This window comes from Longimicrobium sp. (assembly GCA_036389135.1).
Classification (GTDB): domain Bacteria; phylum Gemmatimonadota; class Gemmatimonadetes; order Longimicrobiales; family Longimicrobiaceae; genus Longimicrobium.
The window spans coordinates 18,907-45,897 of the sequence record DASVQP010000095.1 but is presented as its reverse complement, the minus strand read 5'-3'; the positions used below and the strand labels follow the sequence as shown (position 1 = coordinate 45,897).

At 75.1% G+C, this 26,991-nt stretch carries 16 protein-coding genes; all 16 read left to right on the top strand.

What is annotated here, in order from left to right:
- Positions 1–58: 58 nt before the first annotated feature.
- The 16 genes from VF584_20655 to VF584_20580 all read left to right on the top strand — a co-directional run bounded on the left by VF584_20655 (position 59) and on the right by VF584_20580 (position 26,919).
- Positions 59–979, top strand: coding sequence for a hypothetical protein (locus VF584_20655; protein ID HEX8212601.1), 921 nt, complete (start codon positions 59–61; stop codon positions 977–979).
- Positions 980–983: 4 nt separating this feature from the next.
- On the top strand, positions 984–1,145 hold the full coding sequence (locus tag VF584_20650) for a hypothetical protein (protein HEX8212600.1): 162 nt from the start codon (positions 984–986) through the stop codon (positions 1,143–1,145).
- Between the two features lie 36 nt (positions 1,146–1,181).
- The gene (locus VF584_20645; protein HEX8212599.1) at positions 1,182–2,267 is read left to right on the top strand and encodes a contractile injection system protein, VgrG/Pvc8 family; all 1,086 of its coding nucleotides are present in this window, start codon (positions 1,182–1,184) and stop codon (positions 2,265–2,267) included.
- A complete protein-coding gene (locus VF584_20640; protein ID HEX8212598.1) occupies positions 2,264–2,977 on the top strand; it encodes a phage baseplate assembly protein V in 714 nt (237 codons plus the stop codon). Before VF584_20645 ends, VF584_20640 begins: the two co-directional genes overlap by 4 nt.
- Positions 2,974–4,815: a hypothetical protein gene (locus tag VF584_20635; GenBank protein HEX8212597.1), complete on the top strand. Its 1,842-nt coding sequence runs from the start codon at positions 2,974–2,976 to the stop codon at positions 4,813–4,815. Before VF584_20640 ends, VF584_20635 begins: the two co-directional genes overlap by 4 nt.
- A gap of 2 nt (positions 4,816–4,817) precedes the next feature.
- Positions 4,818–5,210 carry a GPW/gp25 family protein gene (locus tag VF584_20630; protein HEX8212596.1) on the top strand — a complete coding sequence of 131 codons (393 nt, stop codon included), beginning with the start codon at positions 4,818–4,820 and terminating at the stop codon, positions 5,208–5,210.
- Positions 5,211–5,402: 192 nt separating this feature from the next.
- A complete protein-coding gene (locus VF584_20625) occupies positions 5,403–7,640 on the top strand; it encodes a putative baseplate assembly protein (GenBank protein HEX8212595.1) in 2,238 nt (745 codons plus the stop codon).
- A gap of 9 nt (positions 7,641–7,649) precedes the next feature.
- On the top strand, positions 7,650–10,535 hold the full coding sequence (locus VF584_20620; protein HEX8212594.1) for a phage tail protein: 2,886 nt from the start codon (positions 7,650–7,652) through the stop codon (positions 10,533–10,535).
- On the top strand, positions 10,532–12,733 hold the full coding sequence (locus VF584_20615; protein ID HEX8212593.1) for a hypothetical protein: 2,202 nt from the start codon (positions 10,532–10,534) through the stop codon (positions 12,731–12,733). Before VF584_20620 ends, VF584_20615 begins: the two co-directional genes overlap by 4 nt.
- 20 nt (positions 12,734–12,753) lie before the next feature.
- Positions 12,754–15,372, top strand: coding sequence for a hypothetical protein (locus VF584_20610; GenBank protein HEX8212592.1), 2,619 nt, complete (start codon positions 12,754–12,756; stop codon positions 15,370–15,372).
- Positions 15,373–15,422: 50 nt separating this feature from the next.
- Positions 15,423–17,384, top strand: a complete 1,962-nt coding sequence (locus VF584_20605; protein ID HEX8212591.1) for a hypothetical protein — start codon at positions 15,423–15,425, stop codon at positions 17,382–17,384.
- A gap of 7 nt (positions 17,385–17,391) precedes the next feature.
- Entirely contained in the window at positions 17,392–18,195 is an 804-nt protein-coding gene (locus VF584_20600; protein HEX8212590.1) for a prolipoprotein diacylglyceryl transferase family protein, read from the top strand.
- A complete protein-coding gene (locus VF584_20595) occupies positions 18,192–20,081 on the top strand; it encodes a hypothetical protein (GenBank protein ID HEX8212589.1) in 1,890 nt (629 codons plus the stop codon). Before VF584_20600 ends, VF584_20595 begins: the two co-directional genes overlap by 4 nt.
- Before the next feature lie 4 nt (positions 20,082–20,085).
- Entirely contained in the window at positions 20,086–22,206 is a 2,121-nt protein-coding gene (locus VF584_20590; GenBank protein ID HEX8212588.1) for an ATP-binding protein, read from the top strand.
- Positions 22,207–22,240: 34 nt separating this feature from the next.
- Positions 22,241–26,359, top strand: coding sequence for a DUF4157 domain-containing protein (locus VF584_20585; protein ID HEX8212587.1), 4,119 nt, complete (start codon positions 22,241–22,243; stop codon positions 26,357–26,359).
- Positions 26,360–26,370: 11 nt separating this feature from the next.
- Complete coding sequence (locus VF584_20580) at positions 26,371–26,919, top strand: hypothetical protein (GenBank protein ID HEX8212586.1); 549 nt, start codon at positions 26,371–26,373, stop codon at positions 26,917–26,919.
- Positions 26,920–26,991: the final 72 nt, after the last annotated feature.

Below are 26,991 nucleotides of genomic sequence, written 5' to 3'. Positions count from 1 at the left end.
TGGGGAATGGGGCCTGATCCAAAGCGGCCGCACAAACTGAGTGGGAGTCGGGAAGACGATGCCGAACGCAAAGGAACGGGCGCTGGCCAAGGCGGTGCTCACGGAGCTGTGGCCGGGGAGCGACGGGGCGCTCAAGGAGCAGAACAAGGACGGCGGGGAGCCACGGAAGGTGGTGGTGCAGTTCAACCCCGAGACGCTCAAGGTCTCCTTCAGCAACCAGAACGCGGGGGGAAGCCAGCCCGGCGGCTCGTCCACGCAGTTCGTGGGCAAGGGCGCCACCAAGCTGTCGCTGCAGCTCTGGTTCGACGTGCAGCTTCCCCTTCCCGCAGGTGCCGCCGACCCCGGGGGCGACGTGCGCAAGCTCACCAGCGAGGTCACCTACTTCATGACCCCGCAGGAGACCACCAAGGACGGGGAGACGGGGCTGCTTCCCCCCGGCGTCCAGTTCCAGTGGGGGACGTTCATGTTCAAGGGGACGGTCGACTCGCTGGAAGAGTCGCTGGAGTACTTCTCCGAAGAGGGCAAGCCGCTGCGCGCCAGCATGTCGGTCAACCTGAGCAAGCAGGACCTGGCGATCGAGTTCGGCGACCCCAACAAGGGCGTCACCTCGCCCGCGGCCGAGGCGGCGCGGGCGGCGTCGGGGGGCAAGGGCTCGGCCGCGCCGGGTACCCGCCCCATGCAGCCGGCGCGCGACGGCGACACGGTGCAGGGAGCCTCGTCCAAGGCTGGGGTGGGCGACTGGAAGAAGGTGGCGCTCGCCAACGGGATCGAGAACCCGCGCCTGGTGCCCCCGGGCAAGCTCCTGGACGTGTCGGGAACCGTCTCCGTCTCCGCCGCCGCCTCGCTGGGGCTGAGCGGCGCCACCGCCCCGTCGCTCAAGGGGTCCGCGGGATTCTCCGCAGGCGCCTCGATCGGCGGTTCGGCGTCACTGACGGGATCGTCCATCGCGGCCATCGCTTCCACGTCCATCCGCAGGTGACGCCATGCCCGTGATCGTGAACGAGATGGAGGTGGTGCTGGCCCCCGAGCCCGCGTCCGGCGGCGGGGCGGAGATGCGCCCGCCCGCCCCGCCGGTCTCCCCCCGCGTCCACGCGGAGCTGCAGGAGCGCCGCGCGCGCACCGAGCTTCGCCTGCTGGCGCACTGACGCCCGAGTTCATCCTCTCTCCCGCTTTCGAGGACCATGCCCGACACCGGCGCTCCCGGCATCTACCCTTCCCGCCCCCGAATCTCCATCGACGGGCGCGAGGAGGCCGCGCTCGGCGCCCAGGTCCAGGACCTGTTCGTGGAGGAGACGGAGGCGGGACTGTACCGCTGCGAGGCCACCTTCATCAACTGGGGTCCCAAGAACGGCGCCGTGGGCTTTCTCTACTTCGGCCGCGACGTGCTGGAGTTCGGAAAGACGCTCAAGATAGAGATGGGGGCCGGCGAAGGGGCGGGGACGGTGTTCGAGGGACGGATCACGGCGCTGGAGGGGCGCTTTTCCGGCGCGCGGCCGCCCGAGCTGCTGGTGCTGGCCGAGGACCGCCTGCAGGAGCTGCGCATGACGCGGCGCACGCGGACCTTTGAGGACGTGAGCGACGCCGAGGTGGTGCGCCGCATCGCCAGTGCCCACTCGCTGCGCGCCGACGTGGACTTCAGCGGCCCCACGCACAAGGTGGTGGCCCAGGTGAACCAGAGCGACCTGGCGCTGGCCCGCGAGCGCGCCCGCGCCGCCGGCGCCGAGCTGTGGATGGAGGGGGACACGCTCAAGGCCAAGCCGCGCACCGCCCGCGACGCCGGCAGCGCCACCCTCACCGTGGGGCAGGCGCTGATCGAGCTGTCGGTGACGGCGGACCTGGCCCACCAGGCCACCGGCTTCACCGTGGCCGGGTGGGACGTGGCGGGGAAGCGCGCGGTGTCGCACCGGGCCACGGACACGGTGGTGCAGGCGGAGCTGAACGGCGGCGACGCGGGCGGATCGGTGCTGCAGTCCGCGCTGGCCGCGCGCGACCAGCAGGTGGTGCACGACCTTCCCGTGAACGTGGACGAGGCGCGCGCGCTGGCCGAGGCGCACTACGCCCGCGCGGCGCGCCGCTTCGTGGTGGGCCAGGGGGTGGCGGAGGGAGACGCGCGGCTCAAGGTGGGCGCCGAGGTGGAGCTCAAGGGGATCGGGCCCCTGTTCGAGGGGAAGTACTACCTGACGCGCGCCCGCCACACCTTCGACTCCACGGAAGGCTACCGCACCGCATTCACCGCCGAGCGCCCGGCGCTGGGGAGGGCCGCGTGATCGCCGACCCCCTCCTCTTCGACCTGGAAGCCCGCCTTCCCCGCGGCTACGGCGGCCTGTTCTACGGCGCGTACCCGGCGCTGGTAAAGGACGTGGCCGATCCCGACGGGCAGGGGCGGGTGAAGGTGTCGCTCCCCTGGTCGCCGGACCCGGACGGCGCCGCGTACGAGGCGTGGGCCCGGGTGGCGACGCTGATGGCGGGGAACAACCGCGGCAGCTGGCTGGTTCCCGACGTGAACGACGAGGTGCTGGTGGTGTTCGCCGGCGGCGATGCGCGCTTCCCCTGCGTGGTGGGGTGCCTGTGGAACGGCGAGGACGCGCCGCCGGAGAGCATGGACGCCGCGGGGCGCAACTACCTCAAGGTGCTGCGCAGCCGCAACGGCGTCCAGGTGACGCTGGACGACCACGACGGGCAGGAGAAGATGGTGCTGGAGACCCCCGGCGGGTGCAAGGTCACGCTGCAGGACGGGCCGGGCGCCATCACCATCCAGGACTCCAACGGCAACTCCGTCAAGCTGGAGACCGCCGGCATCACCGTCACCGCCGCGGCCAAGGTCACGGTGCAGGCCAGCACGGTGGAGGTGAGCGCGGGCTCGGTGACCGTGAACGCGGGGACGGCCACCTTCAGCGGCGTGGTGCAGTGCAGCACGCTCATCACCAACTCGGTGGTGAGTGCCAGCTACACCCCCGGCGCGGGGAACATCTGGTGAGCCGCGTGGCCTGGCTCGCGCCGTCGCCGCTGTGGGGCGACCTGTCCGGCGGAACCGACTTCCGCCGGCCGGCGGTGCTTCGCTTCGCCACCGACACCTTCATGCAGGACTTCCAGGACGCGCTGGCCAGCCGCCCCGCCTCCGTGCGCGGCTTCGTGGCGCGCGAGGAGACGTGGCGCAAGCCCGCCGCCGGCCTTCCCCCCCGCACCGCCGCCGCGCCGGCCGCCGTGCCCGCGGGGGAGGTGCTCAAGCTCTACCAGCCCGTGCACGGCCGCTTCTACCTGGTGACCGCGTCGCTGGGGTGCCGCGTCCCCGGGCTGCCGGAGCACACGGTGGACCTGGCGTCGGGCGAGACCGTCTCCTTTGTGCTCCGCCGTCTTGCGACGGACGAGGCCACGGGGGCGCGGACGGAGATGGCGTGGGTGAAGGGGGAGGCGGCGCACGGGTGGACGGCGGCGGAGACGGCGGCGCCGCTGGACGCCGAGGAGCGGCTGCCGATGTTCGGCACCTTTTTCGAGGCGGACGGCGTGAAGCGCCGCATCTTCGCCGGACTGATCCCCGTGGACCGCCGGGAGCAGTACGTCGGGGGCCGCGACGTCACGCCCGCGGAGGCGGACGACGCGGCGCCCTCGCTGGCATCCCCGTCGTCACCCGCGGCCGTGGCGCCGGTCTCCACCGAGGACGCGCGGGTGCTGGAGTTCCAGCGCTCGGTGCTGGACCCCTGGGTGGGGCTGCGCGACTGGTACGCCATCGAAACGGCCAGCGTCACGGACTGGACGCGGGTGAACGCCGCGCGCACCGCGGCCGAGCAGGCGTCCGCGCTGGTACTGCTGGACCTGGCCACCTTCGTCCGCCTGGAGCTCCCCGCCGTCTGGAGCGCGTTCGCCACGCCGGCGCTGGCCGCCTCGCTCCCAGCCGCGCAGCGGGCGTTCCACGACGCGTTCACCTTCAGCCTGTGGAACCGGACCGCCGCGGGGACGGGAGCGGTGTCGTCCACCTTTCGGCAGGCTCTGCTGGACGCCGACGACAGCCGCGAGGAGCTGGAGAACGCCACGCTCACCGTGGGTGTGCCGCCGTCGTTCCCCGCCGGCTACGCGCCCCGGCTGGTCACCGTGGACCCCGCTATCGACCCCGGCCTCACCACGGTGGCGCTCTATCCCCTGGCCACCCGCGACGCCATCGCGGCGGACAAGGGCAAGCTGAACACGCTGCTGGACCGCGACGCCTCGCTACCGGAGGACGTCCCCGGCGTGCACCGCCGCCCCATCGTGCAGAAGCTGATGAACGCGCTCGACGAGGTGGACGTTGCGGCCGAGGCCAGCGGCGGTGCGCCCGCGGCGGCGGGGGAGCCGCAGAGGCCCCCCACGATGGCGCCGCTGAACGCGCAGGGCGACGACGCGTACGTCGTGCGCTGCGTGTACGCGCGGCCGCGGTGCGGAAAGCGGTCGCTCCCGGTGGTGAGCGACGCCTCGGCCGAGTTCCGCCTGGCGGGCTTCTTCGACGCGGACGCGCCGCAGCGCGCCATCCGCGTGGCCATGCCGGTGGACACATCGCCCGCGGCGCTGCGCAAGTACGACCGCAACGTGGCGTTCCTGCTGAGCGACGAGCTGCGCAAGCAGATGAGCCGCGTGAAGGGGATGAAGGAGCTGATGGACGGCGAGGTGGGGAGCCCGTCGGGGCTCAACATCTCCGTCATCTGCTCGCTTTCCATGCCCATCATCACCATCTGCGCGCTCATCGTGCTGATGCTGATGGTGAGCCTGCTGAACATCGTTTTCTTTTGGCTCCCCTTCTTCATCAGCTGCTTCCCCGTCCCCACGCTCAAGGCAAAGGAGTAGCCGTGGCCGGCGACACCGTATTCGGGTCGGGGATCTCGTTTCCCCTGCGGCTGGGCCCCGACGGGCGCGTGGCGTCGTCGCGCGGGCCAGACAACGTGCGCGAGTGCATTCGCCACGTGCTGCTCACCGAGCCGGGCGAGCGGGTGATGCTCCCCGAGTTCGGGGGAGGCGCGGGGAGCTTCCTCTTTGAGCCCAACACCGTCTCCACGCGCCGCCGCATCCAGGAGCGGGTGGAGGACGCGCTGCGCCGCTGGGAGCCGCGCATCACGCTGCAGTCGGTGACGGTTGAGGAGGGGGAGGACGACCCGCGGGCCGCCGTCGCCACGGTGCGATACCAGCTGGTGGCGGATCGGGCGACGGAGCAGGTGAGCGTGAGGGTGGAGCTGGGGGGGTGAGGGGGAAGTGCTAAGTGCTAAGTGCTAAGTGCTGAGTGCTGAACTGCAGTGCGTGAGTGCGTGAGTGCGCTTTTCACCGAGCACTTAGGACTTAGGACTTAGGACTTAGGACTTAGGACTTAGGACTTAGGACTTAGGACTTAGGACGTGGAGCGGCGAGGACCGTTCCCGCAACGAGATTCTGAAGGCGCCATGCCGCTCATCGTTCCGCGGATAGACGACCGCGACTACACGCAGATCCTATCGGAAGCGCTGGCGCGCATTCCGGTGCACAACCCGGAGTGGCGCAACTTCAACGACGCCGACCCGGGGGTGACGCTGCTGCAGCTGTTCGCCTTCATGACGGACAGCCTGCTCTACCGCGCCAACCTGATCCCCGAGCGCAACCGGCTCAAGTTCCTGGAGCTGCTGGGCATTCCCCTGCGCCCCGCCGCCGCGGCCACCGGCGTGGCCGCCATCGCCAACGAGCGCGGGCCGCTGGACACCGTGACCCTTCCCGCCGGGCTGCAGCTCTTTTCCGGCGCCACGGGGTTCGTGACGGAGAACGGGCTGGACGTGCTGCCGGTGGAGGGAAAGGTGTTCTACCGCGCCCGGCTGGCGGCGGGCACGGAGACGGACACCGCGCAGACCATGTACTCGCAGCTCTTTGGCGACGGCGAGGGCGAGGACGCGGCCACGCTGGACTTCTACCGCACCACCCCGTTCGAGTGGCCGGTGAACGGCGCGCGCGTGGGCGCGGTGAGCCTGACCGCGGACGCGGTGGACCACGCCCTTTGGCTCGCCGTGCTGCTGCGCGCCGCCGACAAGCCGGACGACGCGCTGCGGAGCGAGGTGCGGGCCCGCATCGCCGGCAAGGTGCTCACCCTGGGGATCGCGCCGGCGTGGGACGCAAGCCAGCGCGAGCTGCGCGCGGGGGGGGCGGCCGCGCGGGCGGTGCCGCAGCTCTCCTTCGACATCTCCACCGGCACCTTTGACGCCGCCCAGGAGCCCGTCTACACGCCGCTGGACGCCGCCGCCGACGCCGACGCGCTGGAGAACCTGGCGCTGGTGCAGCTCACCCTGCCCGCCGAGGGCGCGTTCGGCGCCTGGGACGACCTCGACCCGATGGACGACGGGGTGGGCGACCTGCCCCCCGCGCTGGACGACGAGAGCCTGGCCGCGCGCGTCCTCTGCTGGATCCGCATCCGCCTGGCCGACGCCCCGGATTCGCCCAGCTCGTCTGCCGGGGGATCGGCGGGATGGGAGGCGCGCTTCTCGTGGCTGGGAGTGAACGCCACCCGCATCTCGCAGCGCATTCCCGTGGCCGCGCAGCGCGTGGGGGTGGGCACGGGCGAGCCGGACCAGTCGCTGGCTCTCCCCAACGTGCCCGTCCTTCCCGAATCGGTGTCGCTGGCGGTGAACGGCGAGCTGTGGACCCGCACCAGCGACCTGCTGGCCGCCCCCGCCGAGGTGCCGGTGCGCGACCCCACCCTGCCCCCCGGGGCCGAGGCGACCGCCGGCGGCGACCCGCGCGTGTTCGCCGTGGACCGCGAGAGCGGCGTGGTCACCTTTGGCAACGGCTACGCGGGGATGCGGCCGCCGCCGGGCGCGGCCATCGTGGCCGCCTACGCCTACGGGGGCGGGAGCGCCGGCAACGTGGGGATCGGCGCCGTGAAGACGGGGCCGCTCCTGCCGGCCGGCTTCAAGGTGGTGAACCCCATCCCCACCTGGGGCGGCGACGACGGCGAGACCACGGTCGATGCGGAGCGTCGCATTCCGCTCTCCCTGCGGAACCAGGACCGCGCCGTATCCAAGGACGACTTCCGCGAGATCGTCACCGCTACGCCGGGGATCTCGCTGGGGCGGATGGAGGTGCTCTCCACCTGGCACCCGGACGCCGGCGCGCCCGCGCCGGGGGTGGTGACGCTGCTGCTGATTCCCAACGACCCGCTGCGCCCCGACGCGCCGGTGCCCGACCGCCTCTTTCTGCAGGCCGTCTGCGCGCACCTGGAGCCGCGCCGGCTGGTGACCACCGAGGTGCACCTGCGCGGCCCCGAGTACGTCTCCCTCTCCCTGTCCGTGGGCTTCGACACCGTTCCCGGAGCCGACCTGGCCACGGTGCGCGAAGCGGTGAAGGCGGCGCTGCGCGCATTCCTGTCGCCGCTGGCGGGCGGGCAGGAGGGGACGGGGTGGCCGCTGGACAAGCCGGTGGAGGACCGCGAGCTGTGGGCCCAGGTGGCGCGGGTGGCGGGGGTGGCCTCCGTGCGCGGGGTGCGCATGTGGAACGAGGGGGGGACGGAGATCGCCACGCTGCCGATCCGCGGCCTGGAGCTGCCGCGGCTGGACCGGCTGACGGTGCGGGCGGGCGACGCGGAAGACACGGCGGCTCCCACGGGCGCGAGCGCGGCCACCCGCCGCCGTCCCGTCCCCGTCGTCCCCAAGAGCTGCTGAGGCCCGGCCATGGACGTCAACGGCACCCGCTTCCACCTGCTGCTGGGGCACGACGACTGGGTCGGCGCGTCCGGCCCCGCCGCGGGCGCCGAGTGGTCCGGCGGCGCGCTGGGGCTGGAGCGCCTCCCGGTGGTCTTTCCCACGCGCATCGCCGAGGCGCCGCCGTCGCAGGACGACCGCCGCGGCGCCGGGCGCGACCGCTTCGGCAACTGGTACGTGATCGGCGCGGACCGCCGCTCCATCCGCGCGCGCTCGCACCACGACCCCGCCGAGACGCGCTTCTGGCCCCCCGAGGCCCCGCCGCCGTGCGGCAGCGCGCCGGCCGGCGCATTCACGCCCGCCGCACCCCCGCCAGCGCCCTCACCGGTGCCCCTGCGCGGGCTGGCCGTGACCGGCGACCACTACCTGGTGGTGGGGACGTTGGAGCCGGCCGGGTTGCTGGTGTTCGACCTGGCGGCGGGGGGGCCGCCGGTGGCGCTCCCCTGGCCCGCCTCCGTCCCCTTCGCACCCTGGGACATCGCCGCGGCGCCGGGCGGGGGGGTCTGGGTGCTGGACCGCGAGCACGCGCGGCTGTGGGCGCTCGACCGCTTCTTCCGCGTGATCTCCGGCGCGCCGGCGGCGCCGCCCGCCCACGCCGCGCCCGACTTCGTCCCCGCCGGCGGGCCGGCTGCGGCGCACGTCGTGGCGGAAGACGCCGTGGGACCCATCACCCTGGACGCGTCGCTGGACGTCGGCGCCGTGCTGGACCCGGTGGCGGTGGACGCGCTGTGCGACGGGAGCGCGCTGGTGCTGGGGCGCGACGGGGCCACCGCCGCCGCGGCGCTGCACCGCTTCGCGCTGGACGGCGCGCACGCGTCGTACCCGCTGGCCCCGCTGCTGGACGAGGTGCCCGGGGTGCTGGCCGGCCTGGCGCGCGGCTTCGACCTGGCCTTCGTCCCCGGGGCGGCGTGCTCAAGGCACGACGTGCGCGGCACGGCGTTCATCGTATCCCCCAGCGGCAACCAGGCGTTCGCTTTCACCGTAGCCGGCGCGGCGGAGGGGCTGCAGATCGGGTTCGGGCGCGACTTCTACCCGATGCGCCGCTTCGGCGGGCGGGCGGTGGTGGCAGCGGGGGGCGGGGCCTGGTACGACGGCCCCGGCGGGCGCTTCGTCTCCCTTCTCGCCTACCCCCGCCCCAGCTATGAGCGCGAGGCGGTGCTGCGCCTTCCCGCGCGCGGCGGGGGGACGGACGACGAGCGCGCCTTCGACGGCCGCGAGCCCGGGTGCGTGTGGCACCGGCTGATGCTGGACGCCTGCATCCCCCCCGAGGCCTCGGTGCGCGTGGAGAGCCGCGCGGCGGACTTCCTGGAGGAGCTGCCTGCGCTGCCTTGGGAAGAGGAGCCCGCGCCCTACCTGCGCGGCGGCGGGCCCGAGCTTCCCTATCGCGCGGCCCCGCTGCAGGGCCCCGATGGGCAGGCCGGCACCTGGGAGCTGCTCTTTCAGAACGCCCGCGGGCGCTACCTGCAGCTGCGCGTGACGCTGGTCGGAAACGGGCGCACCACGCCGCGGCTGCACGGGCTGCGCGCCTACTATCCGCGCTTCTCGTACCTGGCCCGCTATCTCCCCGCCGTGTGGCGCGAAGACCCCGCCTCCGCCTCGTTCGTGGACCGCCTGCTGGCCAACGCCGAGGGCACGCTCACGGAGATCGAGGGGCGCGTGGCCGACGCGCAGATGCTGTTCGACACCCGCACCGTCCCCGCGGAGTTCCTGGAATGGCTGGCCGGGTGGATGGGCGCGACGTTCGACGCGGCCTGGGACGAGCCGCGGCGCCGCTTCTTTCTCGCCAACGCCATGCGCATGTACGCCTCGCGCGGCACCCGCGAGGGGATCGTCCGCGCCCTGCGGCTGGCGCTGGAGGCGTGCGTGGACCCGCACCTCTTCGACGACTGCGGGTGCGCCGGATCGGCCGCACCCACCGCCGGCGGACCGGCGGGGTGCGGATGCGCGGGAGGGGCGGCGCGGTCGAGCTTCGGCGTGCGGGTGGTGGAGCGGTTCCTCGCCCGCGGCTCGCCGGGGGTGGCGTACGGCGACGTGAGCGACCTGGCCGGGCCGGGGACCACCACCACCGCGCTTGCCTGGACCCCCGCGCAGGGGGCCGAGCCGCTGCACGCGCGGTGGCGGGAGTGGCTGGCCGGGCGGTACGAGACCGTGCAGGCGCTGAACGCGGCCTGGGGGACGGCCTACACCTCGTTCCAGTCGCGGCTCATCCGCCTGGCCGCCACGGCGCCGCCGCCCAGGCGGGCGGAGGACTGGCGGACGTTCCTGCGCGAAGGGCTGGGCTTCACCTACGTGCCGCCCGAGGCGCGCGAGCTCCCCCTGTGGCAGGACTTCCTGGCGGGACGCCACCGCACCGTGGAGGCGCTGAACGCGGCGTGGAAGCGCACGGGGGCGGCCGCCGCGGCCTCGCTGCAGGACATCCCCTTCCCCACGGAGATGCCGGCCGGGGGCGGGGAGCTGGGCGACTGGATCACATTCGTGAGCGTGGTGGTGCCCATGCACCGCTCCGCGCACCGCTTCACCGTGCTGGTGCCCGTGGTTCCCGGCGAGGACGCGGAGAGCCAGCGGCGCCGGCGCGACCTGGCGCGCCGCATCGCCGAGATCGAAAAGCCCGCCCACACGGTGGTGGAGGCGCGCCTGTACTGGGCCGCCATGCGCGTGGGCGAGGCGCGGCTGGGCACCGATACGCTGCTGGGCCAGGGCAGCCGCGTTACCGCGCTGGAGCTGGGCCGCGGCGTGCTGGGGGCCGCGCAGCTGGCATGGACCGAACCCTGGAACACAACCGGGCGCAGGGTGGTGGGGCGCGACCCCATCGCCGTGCGCCGCCAACCGCGGGCGACCCCTGCGAGGTGGACATGACTGCATTCGCCACGGCCGCCGCCGGCCCCCTCCGCGCCGACCCCTCCAAGCGCGTGAACTACACCCTGGGCCTGGTGCTGGGGGTCGACGAGTTCCAGCAGGAGCAGCTCTACCACCGGGCCGGCCGCTGGCGGCACAACCAGTGGCTGCACGGCTACGGCACCGTGTGGGGGCTGCAGGTCTCCACCCCCGATCCCGCCGACGCCGATCCCGAGATCCGGGTGACGGAGGGGGCGGCCGTGGACCCGTGCGGCCGCGACATCTGCGTTCCCGCCACCATGTGCGTGCGGCTGAACGCCTGGCTGGACCGCCACCGCGAGGTGCTGCAGCGCCTGTACGGCGCCGGGCCCGCCACCATCCCGCTGGCCGTGGTCCTGTGCCACCGCGAGTGCCCGGACGACGTGGTGCCGGTGCCCGGCGAGCCGTGCCGCAGCCAGGACGACGCCATGCAGCCGTCGCGCATCCGCGAGAGCTTCGAGCTGCGGCTGGCGCTGCGCGACGAGGCGCCGTGGGACTCGCCCCCCGGCGACAACCCGGGCGGCCTCACGCAGTTCCGCTTCTCGCAGCCGGAGGAGGAGGCGGTGCGCGCCTTTGGCCGCCTGCTGGACCGGGTGCGCGTGGAGGGCGGCGGGCCCGGCGGGGGCCGCGAGGCGCTGGTGGCCGCCGTGCGCGCGCTGGACGTGGGGGACGGCTGGCTGCTCCCCGGCTCACCGCCCGGAGAGGGCGACGGCTTCGTGCTGGACGAGGGGGAGGCCGGCGCGGCGATCCGCGAGGCGGTGCGCGTGTGGGCCACCGAGGTGCGCCCCCGCGTGCGCGCCGCCGAGCCGGTGCGCGATGCGTGCGGCTACCTGGCTCAGGAAGACTGCTGCGTGCTGCTGGCCGAGGTGGACCTGCCGGTGGCCCCGGGGTGGCGGGTGGCGGGGAACCCCTTTCCCGCCGACGAGGAGCGCCGCCCGGTGCTCCTGCACACCCGCCTGCTGCAGGAATGGCTCACCCACGCAGGGGGCGACTGCTGCTCCGGGCAGGTGGACACCTTTGCGACCGCCGCCCCCATCGCGCTGGACACGGTGCGGCTGTGGCTGCACCACGAAGCGGCGCTGGACCTTCCCGCCGACGCCGTCACGGTGGTGGTGAACGGGGGCGCCCTCGTGGCCCCCGGGTCGGTGACGGCGGTGGGGGGAATGGACAACGCCTTCGACGTGGTGCTCTCCCCCGGCGCGGCCGACGGCGACACGGTGGAGCTGCGCCTGGATCTGGCGCAGATCACCGACGCCGGCAGCGCGCCGGCCGGGGTGGGGGGCGACCGCCCCAGCGGCGGGCTGCTGGACCGCCACGGCCCGGAGGTGCGCGCGTACGTGGTGTTCCGCGAGCAGGCCACCGTGCTCCCCTCCCTGGGCGGCGACGTCACGGGGCCGGTGGGGAGCAACACGGTGGAGCGCATCCAGGGTCAGCGGGTGTCGCCCACGGCGCCCGCCGCCAACGGGCAGGTGCTCACCTGGAGCACCGCCCGGCGGCGATGGGAACCGGCCGCCCCCGCGACGGGGGGGACCGCGGGGGGCGACGTCGCGGGGCCGCTCGCGGACCTCACCGTCACCCGCATCCAGCGCCAGCCGGTGTCGGACGCGGCGCCGACTGCGGCGGGCCAGTTCCTGGTCTGGAACGGCACCACGTGGCAGGCGTCGGCGGGTCCGGCCGCGACGGGGCAGCTCCTGGCGTGGAGGCGCGACGAGGCCACCGGAGGCGGGCAGTGGGCGGCCACCGACCAGCCCACCCGCGCGGGGCAGTCCCTCGTCTGGACCGTCGACCCCGCGACCAATGCCGGCTCGTGGCGGCCCAGGTTCGCGGTGCAGGCGCCGGGCGGCGTGTACCGCATCGTGGCGGCCGGCAACTTCGAGGTGAGGGAGATCCCGGGCCGCGCCACCCCCCTGGGCGATGCCTACAACGCCACGGTGGTGGAGATGATCGAGCCGTCCACGCGGCAGCGGATCATCACCATGCGGGTCACCTTCGGCCGCGGCGAGGTGCCCGCCGGCAGCTACGTGGTCAAGGGGACGGCGTGGGACACGGAGACCATGCAGGTGGTGCCGCTGTTGTCGCAGGGCTCGTCGGCCGAGGGGGTGCTGGTGGCCGCGAGCCTAGCGGGCACCGAGATGCAGCGGATCGACCGCCTCACGATCGAGATCAATCGCATCGGGTGACGCCCGGAGGAGACGCGCGAATGGACGCCACCGACCTGCTGGAGCCCGTGCTCACCAACGGCATCCGGCTGAACAACTTCTTCAACGGCCGCATCCTGACGGCCGAGGACCTGCGCGCCGAGCAGCAGGCCGTCCGCGGCCGCGACCGGCAGCTCGCCCACGCCCTGGGCGAGGGAGTGGCGCACGGGCTGGAGGTGGCCGCCGCCGGGGACGTGGAGGAGACGCCCGTCCTCTCCATACAGCCGGGGCTGGCCTTCAACCGCGACGGCGACGCCGTGGCGCTGGGGCGCCCCGTGGAGCTGCGGCTGGTGAGCGTGGAGGAGGAGGCCGCCGCCGAAGCGGGGATTTTCGCCGTCTGCAAGCCGCGGCACGTGCCGCTGGAGCTCACCAACGTGGGCCTCTACGTGCTCACCGCCTCCCCCGCCTCGGCGCTCAGCGAGGAGCGTGCGCCCATGGCGGAGCTGGGAAGCGAGGGGATCGCGGGGAGCTGCGCCAGCCGCTGGGCGCTGGAGGGCGCGCGCTTCTCCGTGGCCCCCCTTCCCCTGGCCTCGGCGGGCGAGACGCCCACCCCGCTGGCGCTGGCGCTGGCGGAGCTGGTGCAGGACGTGGAGGAGAAGGTGGAGCTGGTGCGGCGCGGCGGCGCCTCGGCCACCCCCGCCGTGCGCACCGCGCTGGACCAGGAGCTGTCCAGGCTGCGCAACGGCGCCGCCTACCTGTGCTTCGGCGTGGACCGGCTCGCCGGGCAGAGCGCCTCCCCCTTCGCGGCGGAGAGCGGCTTTCCCGACCCGGAGTACGGCGCCGTGGACGGGATGCGCGCGCGCCGCGAGCTGGCGTCGTGCGAGGTGCCCATCGCCCTCTTTTACCTGAGCCAGCGCGGGGTGGAGTGGGTGGACGCCTGGGCGGTGCGACGGCCGCTCGTCCCCCAGCCCAGCGCGGGGACGCTCCCGGTGCTCCACGACCGGCGGCGCGAGGCCGAGGCGCTGGCCATGGTCCTCCAGTTCCAGCAGCAGGTGGCGGAGCTGGTGGCGTCGACGATGACCACCGCGCAGCTCACGCTGGTGGAGGCCGCGCAGCGCTTCCGCTTCCTCCCCCCCTGCGGCCTGCTGCCGCTGCGCGAGGCGGGAGTGGGGCGGGGGCTGGCGCACGCCGTCTTCTTTCGCGGCCTGACGCTGGGACCGCCGTCGCCGCTCTCCGGCGCCAAGCTGCAGCGCGTGCTGCGCCATGCGCTGCCGCACGCACCCGTCGACCTGTCGTCGCGCACCGCGCAGGTGGTGCTCTGGCGCACCCGGGACAACCTCCCGGCCGCCGGCGGGGGCTCGCCCCCGGCGCCGTACGCGGTGTTCGTGACGCGCGAGACGATGGGGCCGCGGGTGCGCGACACCCTGGCCGTGACGCTGGAGACGGCGTGGAGCGCGTGGCGCGGGGTGGTGCGCAAGCGGCTCTTTCTTCCCCCCGGCACCGACGCGGACAAGGTGGCCGCGCAGGTGTCCATCGTGAACGCCGTGCGCGACGTGATGGACGTGGCCACCCGCCAGGCGGCGCTGGCCGGGGGTAACGCGCTGGACACGCGCGACGCGCTGGAGGCGCTGCGCGAGCTGCACCGCGTGCAGGACGACCTGCAGACGCTCTTCCGCTCGTCCATCCCCGGCGTGGTGCACACGCAGGGGCGCGAGAACTTCGGCGCGGGGGTCAACGTGCGGCTCAACACCGCGCTCCCCGGCGGCGGCCGCGCGCTGCTCCCCGCCATCGAAGCCGCGGACCTGCCGGGCGCGGTGGCCGCGCAGGCCGCCATCAACCAGTTCGTGGCGGGCTTCAGCGGCGAGGGGGTGGCCAGCGGGCCCATCGTGGTCACCTACCAGAGCAGCCCGCGGGGGCTGAACCTGGTTCCCGGCGACACCGAGGGGTTCCCGCACCTGTTCACCGTGCGCAACGCCACCGACCGGCGGCTCACCTTCCGCCTGCAGGCCACCGCGGCGGGCACCGCCGGCGATTGGTCCAACGCGGTCACGCTGGAGGATGCCACGGGCGCCGTGCTCACCGCGGGCACCGTGGAGCTGGCGTCGGGGGCGCAGACCACCGTGGCGGCGCGGGTGCGCCCCCCGGCCAGCGGGATCGCCGCGGGGCAGCAGGTGGTGCTCACCTTCCGCGCCACCGTGGACCCGCCCAACGACCGCGACGTGTCTGCCACGCGGCAGCTCACCGTGTCCAGCGACGAAGGAGGGGCCGTGTCCGGAAGCCTGGAGGTGCTGGCGCCCACCAGCCTGCCGTTCAACCTGGACGACGCGCCGCCGGGGCAGGTAGGCAGCTTCCTCTTCCACGTGCGCTACGCCGGCCCCGCCACGCTGCCCAGCCCGGTCAACGTGAACGTGACGGTCACCCTGACCTCGGCCGAGGCGGTGTGGCAGGCCGAGTTCGGCGGCGTGGCGACGGCCAACCCCTCGCCCGGGGTGTTCACCACGACCGTTTCCGCCACGCTGGGGCAGCAGGTGCCGCTGGACCTGCTGGTGCTGATGCCGGCGCGCACCAGCACCGACCGCACGGCCACGCTGAACGTGCACGTGCAGGCCGCGGCCGGAGGCCCGGCGCCGGTCCCCGGCGACCTGGCGCCCCCGCTGGCGCTGCGCGTCCGCCATTCCTGAGACGGAACCACTTCAATGCATCCGCCCTCACCACGCAGGAGCGTCGCGCCATGAACCGATTCCGCACCCCCCACCTTTCGCGGCTCGCGGCCCTGGCGGCCGCCGCCCTGGCGCTGGCGAGCGCCCCGGCCCCCCTGGCCGCCGCATCGCCCTGCTCGCTCGGCTTTCTGCTCAAGGGGTCGCCCACCATCGACGGCCAGGGCGGCGACTGGGCCGACGCCTCGCGGGCCTCCTCGGCCAGCGACGCGTGCGTGGGCAAGCTCCACGACGCGGACATGCTGCCGTACGACGTCACGGTGTCCACCAAGCGGTACATGCGCGGCGCGACGCTGTACCTGGGCTTCATCTTCGAGGTGCAGGACGCCACCGAGACTTCGGGGGGAAACCTGCTGACCAACGGCGAGCGCATCGCCATCCAGTTCGACCACAACCTGAGCGGCGGCGCGCAGCTGGATGCGGCCGACATGCGGCTGGTGGTCACCCATCGCTGGGAGAGCAGCATGGGCGACCCCAATGAGGTGACGAACGTGCAGTCGCAGTGGGGCACGGGCACCATGGCGGCGGGTATCTGCGGCGGCGGCCCGCGCTGGGCCAACGTGGCCGCCCCGGCCAACTACAGCGTCAGGGTCCGCAAGGACTTTCCCGGCGGCTACCGGGTGGAGCTGGAGTTCCCGGCTTCGGCCATCGGCGGGGTGAGCGGCGACTTCGGCGTGGCCTTCCAGGTGGTGAACGATTGGGGGGTGGCGGGCCCCCCCAACTCCGCCGGCAACTCCTTTCCGGCCGCGCTCCCCTACACCACCACCGACAACGCGGTGGACGGGTGCAACAACTCGTGGCGCGTGCCCAGCAACTGGGGAACGGGCTACTGGGCCAGCGCCGCCGGCGACGTGACCATCAGCCGCCTGCCCGTGTTCTGGCAGAGCCCGGACATCGTGCCGCTGGCCTGCGGCGTCCTCGGGTACACCTACTATCCCGGCAACCCCTGCAAGCTGACGCTGCAGGCCACCGTCCACTCCACCTTCACCACGCCGCAGACGCGCAACCTGCTGTACCTGTGGGCCGACCACGGCGCCAGCCCCACCGTGTGGCGGGTGGTGGGGATGAAGAAGAACGTGCCGATCGGGGCGATGGCCAACGCCACGCAGGCCGCGGACGAATGGGCGGGGGTGCCGCCCAACCTGCCCAACCACCCGTGCGTGCGCGTCTACATCCTTCCGCCGGTGTTCCAGGCCGGGTTCGACGAGGCCGACATCATGGGCATCTCCACCGCCGCGGAGCTGGCGCAGATGGAGTCGGTGTACGGCGTGCAGGCGCAGCACTGGGCCCAGAAGAACATCAGCGCGGTGGGCGCGGGCACCCTCTGCCCCAACGCCTCGTGCCGCGTGGCCGCGCTGGAAGGGTTCGGCCCGCGGCTGGCGGCCTACTTCGGCGGGCAGGCGGGCTCGCTCTTCGCGGTGCGCCGGCTGGCGGCGCAGGAGCCCATCAGGCGGGACACCACCCGGCCGGAGCGCACCCGGCGGCCTACCCGCGTCTTCCTGGCCCCGCGCGACCGCCGGGCGCTGGGCGGCAACAACGCGCTGGTGCAGATCCGTGCCTGGGGCTACTCCGCCGCCGGCCCCGCCGACAGCCTGAAGTACGTGCTGGCCGAGAACCTGGGCGGGCTGCTGCAGGCCATTCCGCTGCGCCAGCTGGATGAGAAGCGGGAGTGGCCGCTGGTCTTTACCCTGGGCAACCCCGGCCGTTACGACCGCACCGTATTCGTGACGACGGAGACGGAGGTGCCCCGCGGCGGCGCGGAGGTGCGGGTGGACGTGCCCCGCGACGTCTTCAAGGCGAACGAGCAGCGCGTCGTGCGGGGCACCCTCACGCGCACCGGAAGCGGCACCACGCCCGGGAACGAGCCCGGTCCCACCCCCGGCGGCGGCGGCAAGGGTTGCCCCGTGAGCGCCGGCCTGGCGATGGCGGGCCTGGCGCTGCTGGGGCTGGGGCGCCGCTTCCGCCGCCGCGAGTGAGGCGGCGATGACCGTCCCCCCCACCCTTCCCGAGGGCCTGCTGGCGGCCCTGGCGGTGGTGCTCGCCGCGGCGTACGCGCTGCGGCGGGCCCCCGCCCGCGGGCTGGACGCCCGCGAGGCGTACCGCGCGTGGCTGTGCGCCGCGCTGGGCGGGACGTGCGGGGGGCACGCGCTCTTTCTGCTGTCCCACGGCGGGGGGAGCGCGGTGGAGTGGCTGTCGTTCTGGAGCGGCGGGCAGAGCGTGTTCGGCGTGCTGGCGGGCGGCGCGCTGTGCGGCGGCGCGTACCTGGCCGCCCGCCGCCTGCCCGCGCTGGACTACGCCGACCTCTCCGCGGTGGCGGCGGTGCTGGGCTACGCCGCCGCGCGGACGGGGTGCTTCCTGAACGGCGACGACTACGGCGCACCCGCCGCGCTCCCGTGGGCGGTGCGCTACCCGCCGGGCACCGACGCCTGGACGGAGCACGCCGCGCGCGGGTGGATCGGGGCGGACGCTCCGGCGTCGCTCCCCGTGCACCCGGTGCAGCTGTACCTGGCCGCCGCGACGCTCGGCATCTTTTTCTATCTCCACCGGCGGACGCTCCCGCGCGGGGCGGCGGTGGGGATCGCGTCGCTGGCGTACGGCGCGGCCCGCTTTGCCCTGGAGCCGCTGCGCGACGACTTCATCGCCGTCGCCGGACCCTTTTCCCTGCCCCAGCTCTTCGCGCTGGCCCTGGCGGCCGGCGGCGCCGCATTCCTCGCCGCGCGTACGCTGCGTGCGGGTGACGCGACCGCACCGATCCCGGCATCCCTATCCGGCGGAGCGGCGCGATGACGACCCACGCGCCCCGGCGCCGCGCCCCGGCGGACCCCGCGCTGCGGCTTCGGCTGCAGCGGATGCTCGGCGCCGCGCAGATCGAGCCGGAGGCCATGCCGCCGGCCGCGATCCTGGTGGTCCGCGCGCTGGGCGACCCCCTCCCCGGGCGAATGCGCGCGGAGGGGCGGGACGCGCACGCCTCCGCCGAGTGGGCGCGCGCCTGCCGCGGCGCGCTTTCCGGCCAGCTGCACGGCGCCGCCCGCCCGTCGCGCGGCGTGCTCCCCGCGGACGCCCCGGCGGTGCTGTTCGCCGACCAGGCGGAGCTGCTGGCCGCCTTTGCGCGCGACGCCTGCGCCGGGGTGGCGGGCGCGCGCTGGTGGTGGACCACCGTGGCGCGGGGGCTGGGCGGCTCCATCGACGCGGTCGTGGCCCTCTGGCTGCGCGATCCCCGTCACGTCCCCGCCGCAGTGGAGCACCTGGCCGGCTGGGGCGAGGCGGAGCGGGTGATGGCCGCCCTGGCGCCCGCGCAGGCCGCGCGCATCCTGGGCGCCGTGGCGCACGCATTCGAGCTGCGCGGCCTCTTCGCCCCGCCGCCGCCCTCCGTCGCGGACGAGGGGGAGGCGGAGGATGCGGATTCCGTCCATCGTCCCGGCGACCCCTCGTCGCCATCCGCCGGCGCGGCCCGGTCAGCCCCCTCCGCGAGCGCGGCGGATCGGGGGCCGGCAGCCGGCATCGCCGCGCCGTGGGAGATGGTGCTCGGGCCGGCGCTGGTGCCGCGCTCGCTGGCGCCGGAGCGGCGCGCGTTGCTGGGCGTGTCGCTGGCGCTGCACCGCGCACCGCTGATCGCCCGCGGCCCCGCCTTCGTCGAGCGGTTTGTACGCTGGCGCGCGGAGACCGCGCGGCCCCGGCCGCAGCCGCCGCGTGCGCCCGCACCCTCGTCTCCAACGCCGGATGGCCGGGCGCCGGACGCGCGGCTCGCCCCGCCCTCGTCCGCCGCGCCACCCGCCGCCGAACCGGCATCGTCCGTCCCGGCGGCAGAGGTGCCGGACACGCGGCAGGGGGCCGGGCGGTTCGCCTCTCCGCCAGCCGCGGAGGGAAGCAGCCGCGCATCGGACGAAGGGGACGCGCGCTCCGCATCCACCGAGACCCGACCGGCATCCCCCGCCGATCCGCCCGCAGACGAGCCGCGGCAGACGACGGCCGAACCCACCGCCGAACCGCCCGCGACGTCGGTTGAGGAAATCCGCCGGGTGGCGCCCGTGCTGCGCTTCACCGGCGCGCCGATCGAGACGGCGGAGACGATGTCCGCCGCGTGCGGCGTCTTCTACCTGGTGAACGTGGTGCGCTCGCTGGGCTTCTTTCGCGCGCTGGACGAGCACTTTCGGCTTCCCTCCGTCGTGGGCGGGTGGGGATGGATCGAGCTGCTCGCCCGCGCGCTGCTGGGGCCGCGCGCGGCGGGGCTGGCGGACGACCCCGTCTGGCGCGTCCTGGCCGGGCTTGACGGCCGGGAGCCGGAGGTGCCGCCGGGGATGGGGTTCGTCGCCCCGCCCGCGGAAACGCTGCCGGACGCTTGGGCGACGATCCTCCGCGACGCCGGCGCCGAATCCCCCGCCCCCTCGCCGCCGCTGGGGATGGAGCCGTCTCCGGAGCTGCGGCGCTTCCTGGACCAGGTCGTCCCCTTTGTCCGCCTGCGGGTGGAGTCGGCGCTGCGCGCGGGCGGGGCCGACGAGGGGCTGGAGAGCGCGCTCTTTCGCCGCATCGGCCGCATCCAGGCCACCCGCGCGCACGTGGACGTGCGGATGGAGCTGGACCAGGTGAGCCTGGCCGTGCGCATCGCGGGGCTCGACGCCACCCCCGGCTGGGTGCCGGAGCTGGCGCGCGTGGTCACCTTCCACTTCGCCTGAGCCCATGAGCGAGCCGCTCTTTCCCGGAGTCGCCCACGACGCGCGCGGCCACCTGGCGCTGCGCTTCTACGAGGCCGTGCTGGCCGTGGTCACCTTCGCCGGCGCCCGCGCCGCGGCCGCGGGGGGGGAGCCGGACGCCGTGCTCGACGAGCACCCCTTCCTGCGCGCCTACCTGCGCGAGCTCCCGCTGCCACACGCGGGCGACGTGCGCAGCGACGAGGCCCTGCGCTGGCTGGCGGACCAGGTGCGCCGCTGGGAGCCGCCCGTGCGCGCGCACCTGCCGCTGCGGGCGCTGCGCGGCGAGCCGGGCATCGGCGACGCGCAGGTGCTGGCGCTGCTGGTGGTGGGGATGGTGGAGGAGGACGCGCGCTTCGGCGCCCTGTTCGCGGCGGCGCAGGACGGCGCCCGGCGGCCCACGGTGGCGCTGGTGCACCAGGTGGTGGCCGGCGCGACCGACGAGGCCGACGGCGCGGCGGGCGACGCCTGGGCGCTCTGCCGGCCGCTGCTGGACGCGGGGCTGGTGGAGGCGCTCAACCCCGGCGACCCGCGCGCCGAGTGGCAGCTCCGCGTTCCCGCCCCGCTGTGGACCGCCGTCGCGGGCGAGACGCCGGCCGAGCCGCTGCCGGGGGTCCGCTGGCACCCGCCCGGCTCGTTCGCCCCGCTGGACGAGATGGTGCTGGACGACGACGCGCGCCGCCGCGCGGCCGAGGCGGGCGTCCTGCTCGGCTCCGGGCGCGCGGAGGTGCTGGTGGTGCGCGGGCTCGCGGGAAGCGAGCGGCTGGAGCTGGTGGGCGCCCTCGCGCTCGGGCTGGGCCGCGGGGTGCTGGAGGCCGTGCCGCCCGGGCCGGAGCTCCCCCCCGCTTGGCGGGTGCTGGGTCCGCTGGGCGCGCTGCTGGGCGCCGTCCCCGCCTTCGTGCTGGAGATGGGGCCCGGCGAGACCTTCGACGTCCCCGCGGGGGGCGGGTGGCGGGGGCCGGCGGCGGTGGTGGCGGGGCACGACGGCGGGCTGCGCGGCGCCGCCGCCGAGCGGGCCGTGGTGGTGCACCTTCCCCCCGAGTCCCCCGCCCTGCGCCGCCGCCACTGGAGCCGCGCCCTCCCCGGCTCGCCCCCGGCCACGCACGCCGCCCTGGCCGACGCGTACACCCTGGGCGGGCGCTACATCCGCCGCGCGGCCGAGCTGGCGCAGGGGCACGCCGCGCTCGAGGGCCGCCCCGCGGTCACCGCGGCCGACGTGCGCGCCGCCGCCCGCTCCATCAACCGGCAGCAGCTGGACGCGCTGGCCGCGCGCCTGGAAGACGGCGGCGGGTGGGAGCGCCTGGTGCTGCATCGCTCCACCGCCGCCGAGCTGCTGCACCTGGAGCGTCGCTGCCGCCACCGCGAGCGGCTGGCCGACGCGCTGGGCGGGGGGATGCCCGGCGGGATGAACCGCGGCGTGCGCGCGCTCTTCCAGGGCCCCAGCGGCACGGGCAAGACGCTGGCGGCGCGGGTGCTGGCCAGCGAGCTGGGGCTGGACCTGTACCGCGTGGACCTGTCCACCATCGTCAACAAGTACATCGGAGAAACGGAAAAGAACCTGGCCCGCGTCCTGGGCCGTGCCGAGGACCTGGACGTCGTGCTGCTGCTGGACGAGGGCGACTCGCTGATGGGCAGGCGCACCGAGGTGCGCTCGTCCAACGACCGCTGGGCCAACCTGGAGACCAACTACCTGCTGCAGCGGCTGGACAGCTACACCGGCATCGTCTTCGTCACCACCAACTCGCCCGGCTCCATCGACGCGGCCTTCCACCGCCGCATGGACGCGGTGGTCCGCTTCCACCTCCCCGAGGTGGAGGAGCGCTGGCTGCTCTGGCAGCGCCACCTTCCCCCCGGCCACGAGGTGGGCGCCGAGGCGCTGGAAGACGCCGCCGCGCGCTTCGAGCTCACAGGCGGGCAGATCCGCAACGCCGCCGTGGACGCCGCGCTGCTGGGCCTGGCATCCCCCGCGGGCATCGTGCGCGAGGGCGAGCTGGCCGCCGCGGTGGAGGCCGAGTACCGCAAGGCGGGCGCCTCGTATCCGCGGCAGCCGGCGCTCCCCGCCGCCGCGCGCCAGGACGCGCTCTCCGCCTTCCTGGGCGCCATCTCGTGACTGCCGCCTCCTCACCGCGCACCGGCGTCGCCCGGTGAGCGAGGCGCTGCGCACCCGGCGTCCGCACGCGCGGGCGGAGGGGGCACACGCCCCCGCCGCGCCAGCGCGCGCGCCGGTCGCAGCGGTGCCCGACCCTGCATCCCCGGGCGCCTCCGGGTGGGCGGCGGCCCCAAGCCCGCCTGCGCTCCTGCTGGGCGGCGCGCAGCGCAAGCCGGTGATCGGCCAGCCGGGCGATGCGTGCGAGCTCGAAGCCGACTCCGTGGCCAGCCGCGTGGCCGCCGGTCTGGAGGCGCCGGGCGAGCGCGTCTCCCGCCTTGCTCCCGGCGGCCCGCCGCGTGCCAAGGAGCGCGACGACGTGCCGGCGCCCGTCCTCCAGGCGAAGGAGGAGGAAGACCGCGACGGATCCACCCCGGTCCAGACGAAGCAGGAGGACGAAGAGGAATTCGCCCCCGCCCTGCCATTGCCGACGGCGGAAGCGGATTCGTTCCCGGTCCAGGCGAAGGAGGAGGATGAAGAGGATCCGGCCGCCGTCGTGCAGCAGTCGCGGCGGACGGACACGGATTCCGCATCGATACAGGCGTGGGAGGAGGGGGAAGAGGGGCCCGCCGCCGTGCAGCGGTCGCGGCGTACGGAAGCGGATTCCTCCTCGCCTGTGCGGCCCGAGGAGCGCGGCGAGCGCGAGGCGGTGCGGCGGATGGCGCCCGGGAGTTCCGCCGCCACGCCGACCATGGCCGACGCCGCGGCCACCTCCGTCGCCGCGCCGGGTCCGGGCTCCGCGCTCCCCGCGGGCACCCGCGGTGCGCTGGAGTCGCGGATGGGCGTGGACCTGGGCGGCGTGCGCGTGCACGACGGACCCGGCGCGCAGGCCGCCGCCGGCCGGCTGAACGCGCGCGCCTTTACCCACGACCGCCACATATGGCTGGGCCGCGGCGAAAGCGCCGGCGACGTGCGGCTGATGGCGCACGAGGTGACGCACGTACTGCAGCAGGGCGGCGTCGTGCGCCGCAAGCCGGCGTGGAGCTCGCCGGACGAGCCGGACGAAGAGCGGGAGCCACCGCGCCCCCCCTCCTCGCCCGCTGCTTCCTCAGCGGCTACCCTTCCCGCGCCCGCCGATGCGCCTCCCGCCGTGCCGGAGGCCGCAGCCCCCGCGCCCGCACCCGCCGCGCGCCCCACCGCCGACACACCCGCCGCAGCGCCAGAGGCGGAAGCCCGGCCCGAACCCGCCCCGCCCGCCGTGGAAGCCGTAGCCGCACCCGCCGGGGCGGAGGGCGCACCGGCGCCCGGGGCGACGGCGGCCGAGGGAGAGGCCGGAGGTGCGCCGCCCGCGAGTGCTCCCCCCGCCCCGGATGCCGCCGGTGCCGAGGCCGCGTCCCGTGCCGCAGCCGAGACCGCGGAAGCCGAGCTGGCCTCGGCGGCCGACGCGGCGCGTGCCGCCCTCGCCGGCGCGCCCGAGCCGGAGATGCCCAAAGGGGAGACGCCGGGGGCGCAGCTCCTTCTGGACGCGCTCGCGGATTCCGCGAGTGAGGGGCGCGCCGAGATGGCCGCGGCCGCGGGCGAGTCCATCGACACGGTCATCACCGCCACCGGCGAGCAGGCGCAGGGGATTGCACAGACAGGCGAAGAGCAGGTGGCCGCCGTCTCCGACGCAGCCGTTCAGGCCACGGGGCAGGTAGACGCCTCGGTCGCCGCCCAGGCCGCCGCGGTAGAGGGTGCCCAGGCCTCCGAGCAGGCGCGGATCGCCGGGTGGGAGAGCACCGCCACCGCCCGCGCCGGCGAAGAGGTGCAGGCCCGCGCCACCCGGATGGCGGAGGCCGGCGCGGAGCAGGAGCGCCGCGCGCTGCAGGCCGGCGAGTCAGCCGCGAGCGAGGCCGGAACCACCCTGGGCACCGCGGCCGGGAACGCGCGCGGGGAGAGCGGCACCGGCGGCGGCGGCGACCAGGCGGCGGCCGAGGGGCACGCCGAGGTCGCCAGCCGCGTCTCCACCGATTCCGCCGAGCAGATGGACGCGGCGGCGGCCGAGGCGCCGGCCCAGTTGACCACCCAGGCGGGTGAGGCGGCCACCGAGCTGCGCGCGCACGCCGAGCAGGCCGGAGCCGTGGTGGCAGCCGAAGCCGCGCCGCTCACGGCCCACCTGGGCCAGACCGCCGCCGCCGCCGACGCGAGCGTGGCAGGGGCCGCTCGCCAGACCATCCACGGGCTGCGCGCGCAGGGGAGCGCCGCCGGCGGGGAGATCGCCGCGGCCGAGGGCACCGCCGCACAGGCGCTGCGCGCGCGCGCCGGCGAACACCGTGCCCAGGTGGCCGAGACCGGCGCCGGAGCCGTGGACGCGCTGCGCGAGCAAGGCCAGGCGACCGCCGAGGCCAGCCGCGACATGCAGGCGCAGGCCGCGGCGCAGCTGGCCGCGGTCCCGCTGGACGAGGAGGAAGCAACTGGGGCCGGAGGCGAGGTCCGCGCCCGGGTGCGCGAGATGCACGGCGAGGCGGCGACGCTGGCCCGCGGCGCCGGGGGCGAGGTGAGCGAAGCGCTCTCCGGCGCCACGGACGAGAGCGCCGGAGCGCTGTCCACCGGCACCGAGGCGGTGTCCGCACGGCTGCGCGAGGGAGCGGAGGGCTTTGCCGCCGGGGCTGGCGAGGCCGGGCAGGCCGCGGTACAGGGGATGGGGCGCATGGCCGCCGCGGCCTCCACCGCGGGCGACCAAGCGGTGGCCGACACCGGCGTCGCGCTCGACGCCGCCACCGCTACCGCCGCTACCGGCTTCGGCGAGGCGTCCGGCGCGCTGGAGCAGGGGCTGGCCGAGCGCATCGCCGAGACGGACACCCGCGCCCGTGACGCGGTAAGCGACACCCGCGCCCGCATCGCCGAGGGGCAGCAGCGGGTGGACCGGCACCTGGAGGAAAGCGAGGCCGAGCACGGCCCGGCGGTGCAGCGCAGCGTGCTCTCCGACATCGGCGACTGGTTCGCCGAGCAGCTGGCGGACCTCTGGAACATGATGAAGAGCCCCTCGTTCTGGATCGGGCTCGTCGTCACCATCCTGCTCTTCCCAACGCTGGGCCCGGGGGCTCTGATCGTGGGCGGAGCGGTGGCTGGCGCCGTGTCGGGAATTGAGGAGAACGTGGCCAGGGGCCGCGACTGGTACGACCCCGCCGCCATCTTCCGCAACGCCGCCATCGGCGCGCTGGCGGGCACGGCCATGGCAGCCGGCGTGGTGGTGATCGCGGCCGCGGGGCTGGAGGGCGCTGCCGCCATCGTCGCGGTGATGGCGCTCTCGGCGGTGATCGGCATCGTCACCAACGTGGCCACCGGGCAGTGCTGGGACCGCGGGTTGCTCGCCAACCTGTTCCTGGCCTGGCTCTTCGCCCGCTTCGCGGGGCCGCGCACGCGCCCCGGGGGGGCGCCGGAGCCCGCCACGCCGGGACGCACCAACACCCGCGTCCCGGGATTGGCCGAGGCCATCGATCCCAACACCCCCCCGCCGGGAGGCTGGAGGTTCCAGGACACGGTAAGCACCAGCGGCGGCAAGACCACGGTGGACACTTCGGTGACCGCGCCCGACGGCTCCAGCGGGACAATGGGCCGCTCCTACGACCCGCGGACCGGCCGGTTCGACATGGATTACGCCTTCTTGGACGAGATCCCGTCTGGGCAGCGGTGGGTGCAGACTTCGCCCGAGATGGTGCCGGGACGGGGCACGCCGCTGGAGACGTACATGACCATGCGCCAGATGCGCATCCTGGAGCAGCAGGGCGGGGCTACCTTCACCGGTCCACGGGTGGTGCACATGAGCACCATCGTCAACACCCGCACCATCCTCCAGATCGCCGCGCGCGAGGCGACGCTGGGACGACGGATGAGCTCGGCCGAGCTGAACGCCTTCATTCTGGAGACGCACTCGGTGCAGTACGCGCAGAACTCCATAGTCCAGACCGGCGGGCGCATCCAGAGCGCCACCGTGACGGGCGGCCGCCGCTCACCCGCGAGCACCCAGGCCACGCCCGACGAGCTGGGAGCAGCCGGCGTGAGCCCGACGCAGCAGGTGCTGAGCGGATTCAACATTGACCTGAACGTGGTGCCGGCCAACGCGCCGCCGCCCACGCCGGGTCCTGGGCCGACCCCCGTTCCCGTTCCGCCCGGCAGCGACGGCGGCACCGACTAGAGGTGAACACCGTGTCCAGAATCGAATCCATTGTTATCGTTCCCGGCGACGCTCGGGTCACCGAGGTTTCGGACCACGGCGCCGTGGCCGTCCCGCTGCGGAGCGCCCGTCGCCACGACGCGCTTGCGGAGGCGTTGGGCCGCCGGCTGGGCGTCCCCGCCGCAGTGGCAGAGGGCGCCGTGCCCGTGCCGGGCGGCGGCACGCTCGTGGTCTGCCGCCCCGACGTGCTGGACCGCCTGGAAGAGTCGAGCCCGGCCCGGCTCCGCTGGGTGGTGGCGCTGGAACTGAGCCGCACCCTGGTGCTGGAGAAGGCGGAGGCGCTGGAGCTGGCCGCGGCGGTCGAGGTGCGCGACTACGGCGACTGGCTGACCTCGGCCGCGCGTCCCGCGGCGATCTTCGGCCGAACGGCGCTCGCCGCGCACATCGGCGCCCAGATCGACCCGGACCCGCTGCATTCGGGCACGCACTACGCCCGCATGACGCGCGCGAGGGGTGACCTTCCAGGGCTGCTGGGCGACTACCTGGCCGCGTACGCGGAGGCGTACCTGCCAGGAACGTAGGGCCACGAGGGGGGTGCCGCGTCCGCGGCGGAGATGCAAACGAGTTGTTCCGGTCCGCGATGCGCCGCCTTT

Bases quoted from the DNA above. Each gene is read 5' to 3' on its own strand.
- VF584_20590 (HEX8212588.1), top strand. From the start codon at position 20,086: ATGAGCGAGCCGCTCTTTCCCGGAGTCGCCCACGACGCGCGCGGCCAC.
- VF584_20650 (HEX8212600.1), top strand. From the start codon at position 984: ATGCCCGTGATCGTGAACGAGATGGAGGTGGTGCTGGCCCCCGAGCCC.
- VF584_20595 (HEX8212589.1), top strand. From the start codon at position 18,192: ATGACGACCCACGCGCCCCGGCGCCGCGCCCCGGCGGACCCCGCGCTG.
- VF584_20655 (HEX8212601.1), top strand. From the start codon at position 59: ATGCCGAACGCAAAGGAACGGGCGCTGGCCAAGGCGGTGCTCACGGAG.
- VF584_20620 (HEX8212594.1), top strand. From the start codon at position 7,650: ATGGACGTCAACGGCACCCGCTTCCACCTGCTGCTGGGGCACGACGAC.
- VF584_20615 (HEX8212593.1), top strand. From the start codon at position 10,532: ATGACTGCATTCGCCACGGCCGCCGCCGGCCCCCTCCGCGCCGACCCC.
- VF584_20600 (HEX8212590.1), top strand. From the start codon at position 17,392: ATGACCGTCCCCCCCACCCTTCCCGAGGGCCTGCTGGCGGCCCTGGCG.
- VF584_20610 (HEX8212592.1), top strand. From the start codon at position 12,754: ATGGACGCCACCGACCTGCTGGAGCCCGTGCTCACCAACGGCATCCGG.
- VF584_20605 (HEX8212591.1), top strand. From the start codon at position 15,423: ATGAACCGATTCCGCACCCCCCACCTTTCGCGGCTCGCGGCCCTGGCG.
- VF584_20645 (HEX8212599.1), top strand. From the start codon at position 1,182: ATGCCCGACACCGGCGCTCCCGGCATCTACCCTTCCCGCCCCCGAATC.
- VF584_20625 (HEX8212595.1), top strand. From the start codon at position 5,403: ATGCCGCTCATCGTTCCGCGGATAGACGACCGCGACTACACGCAGATC.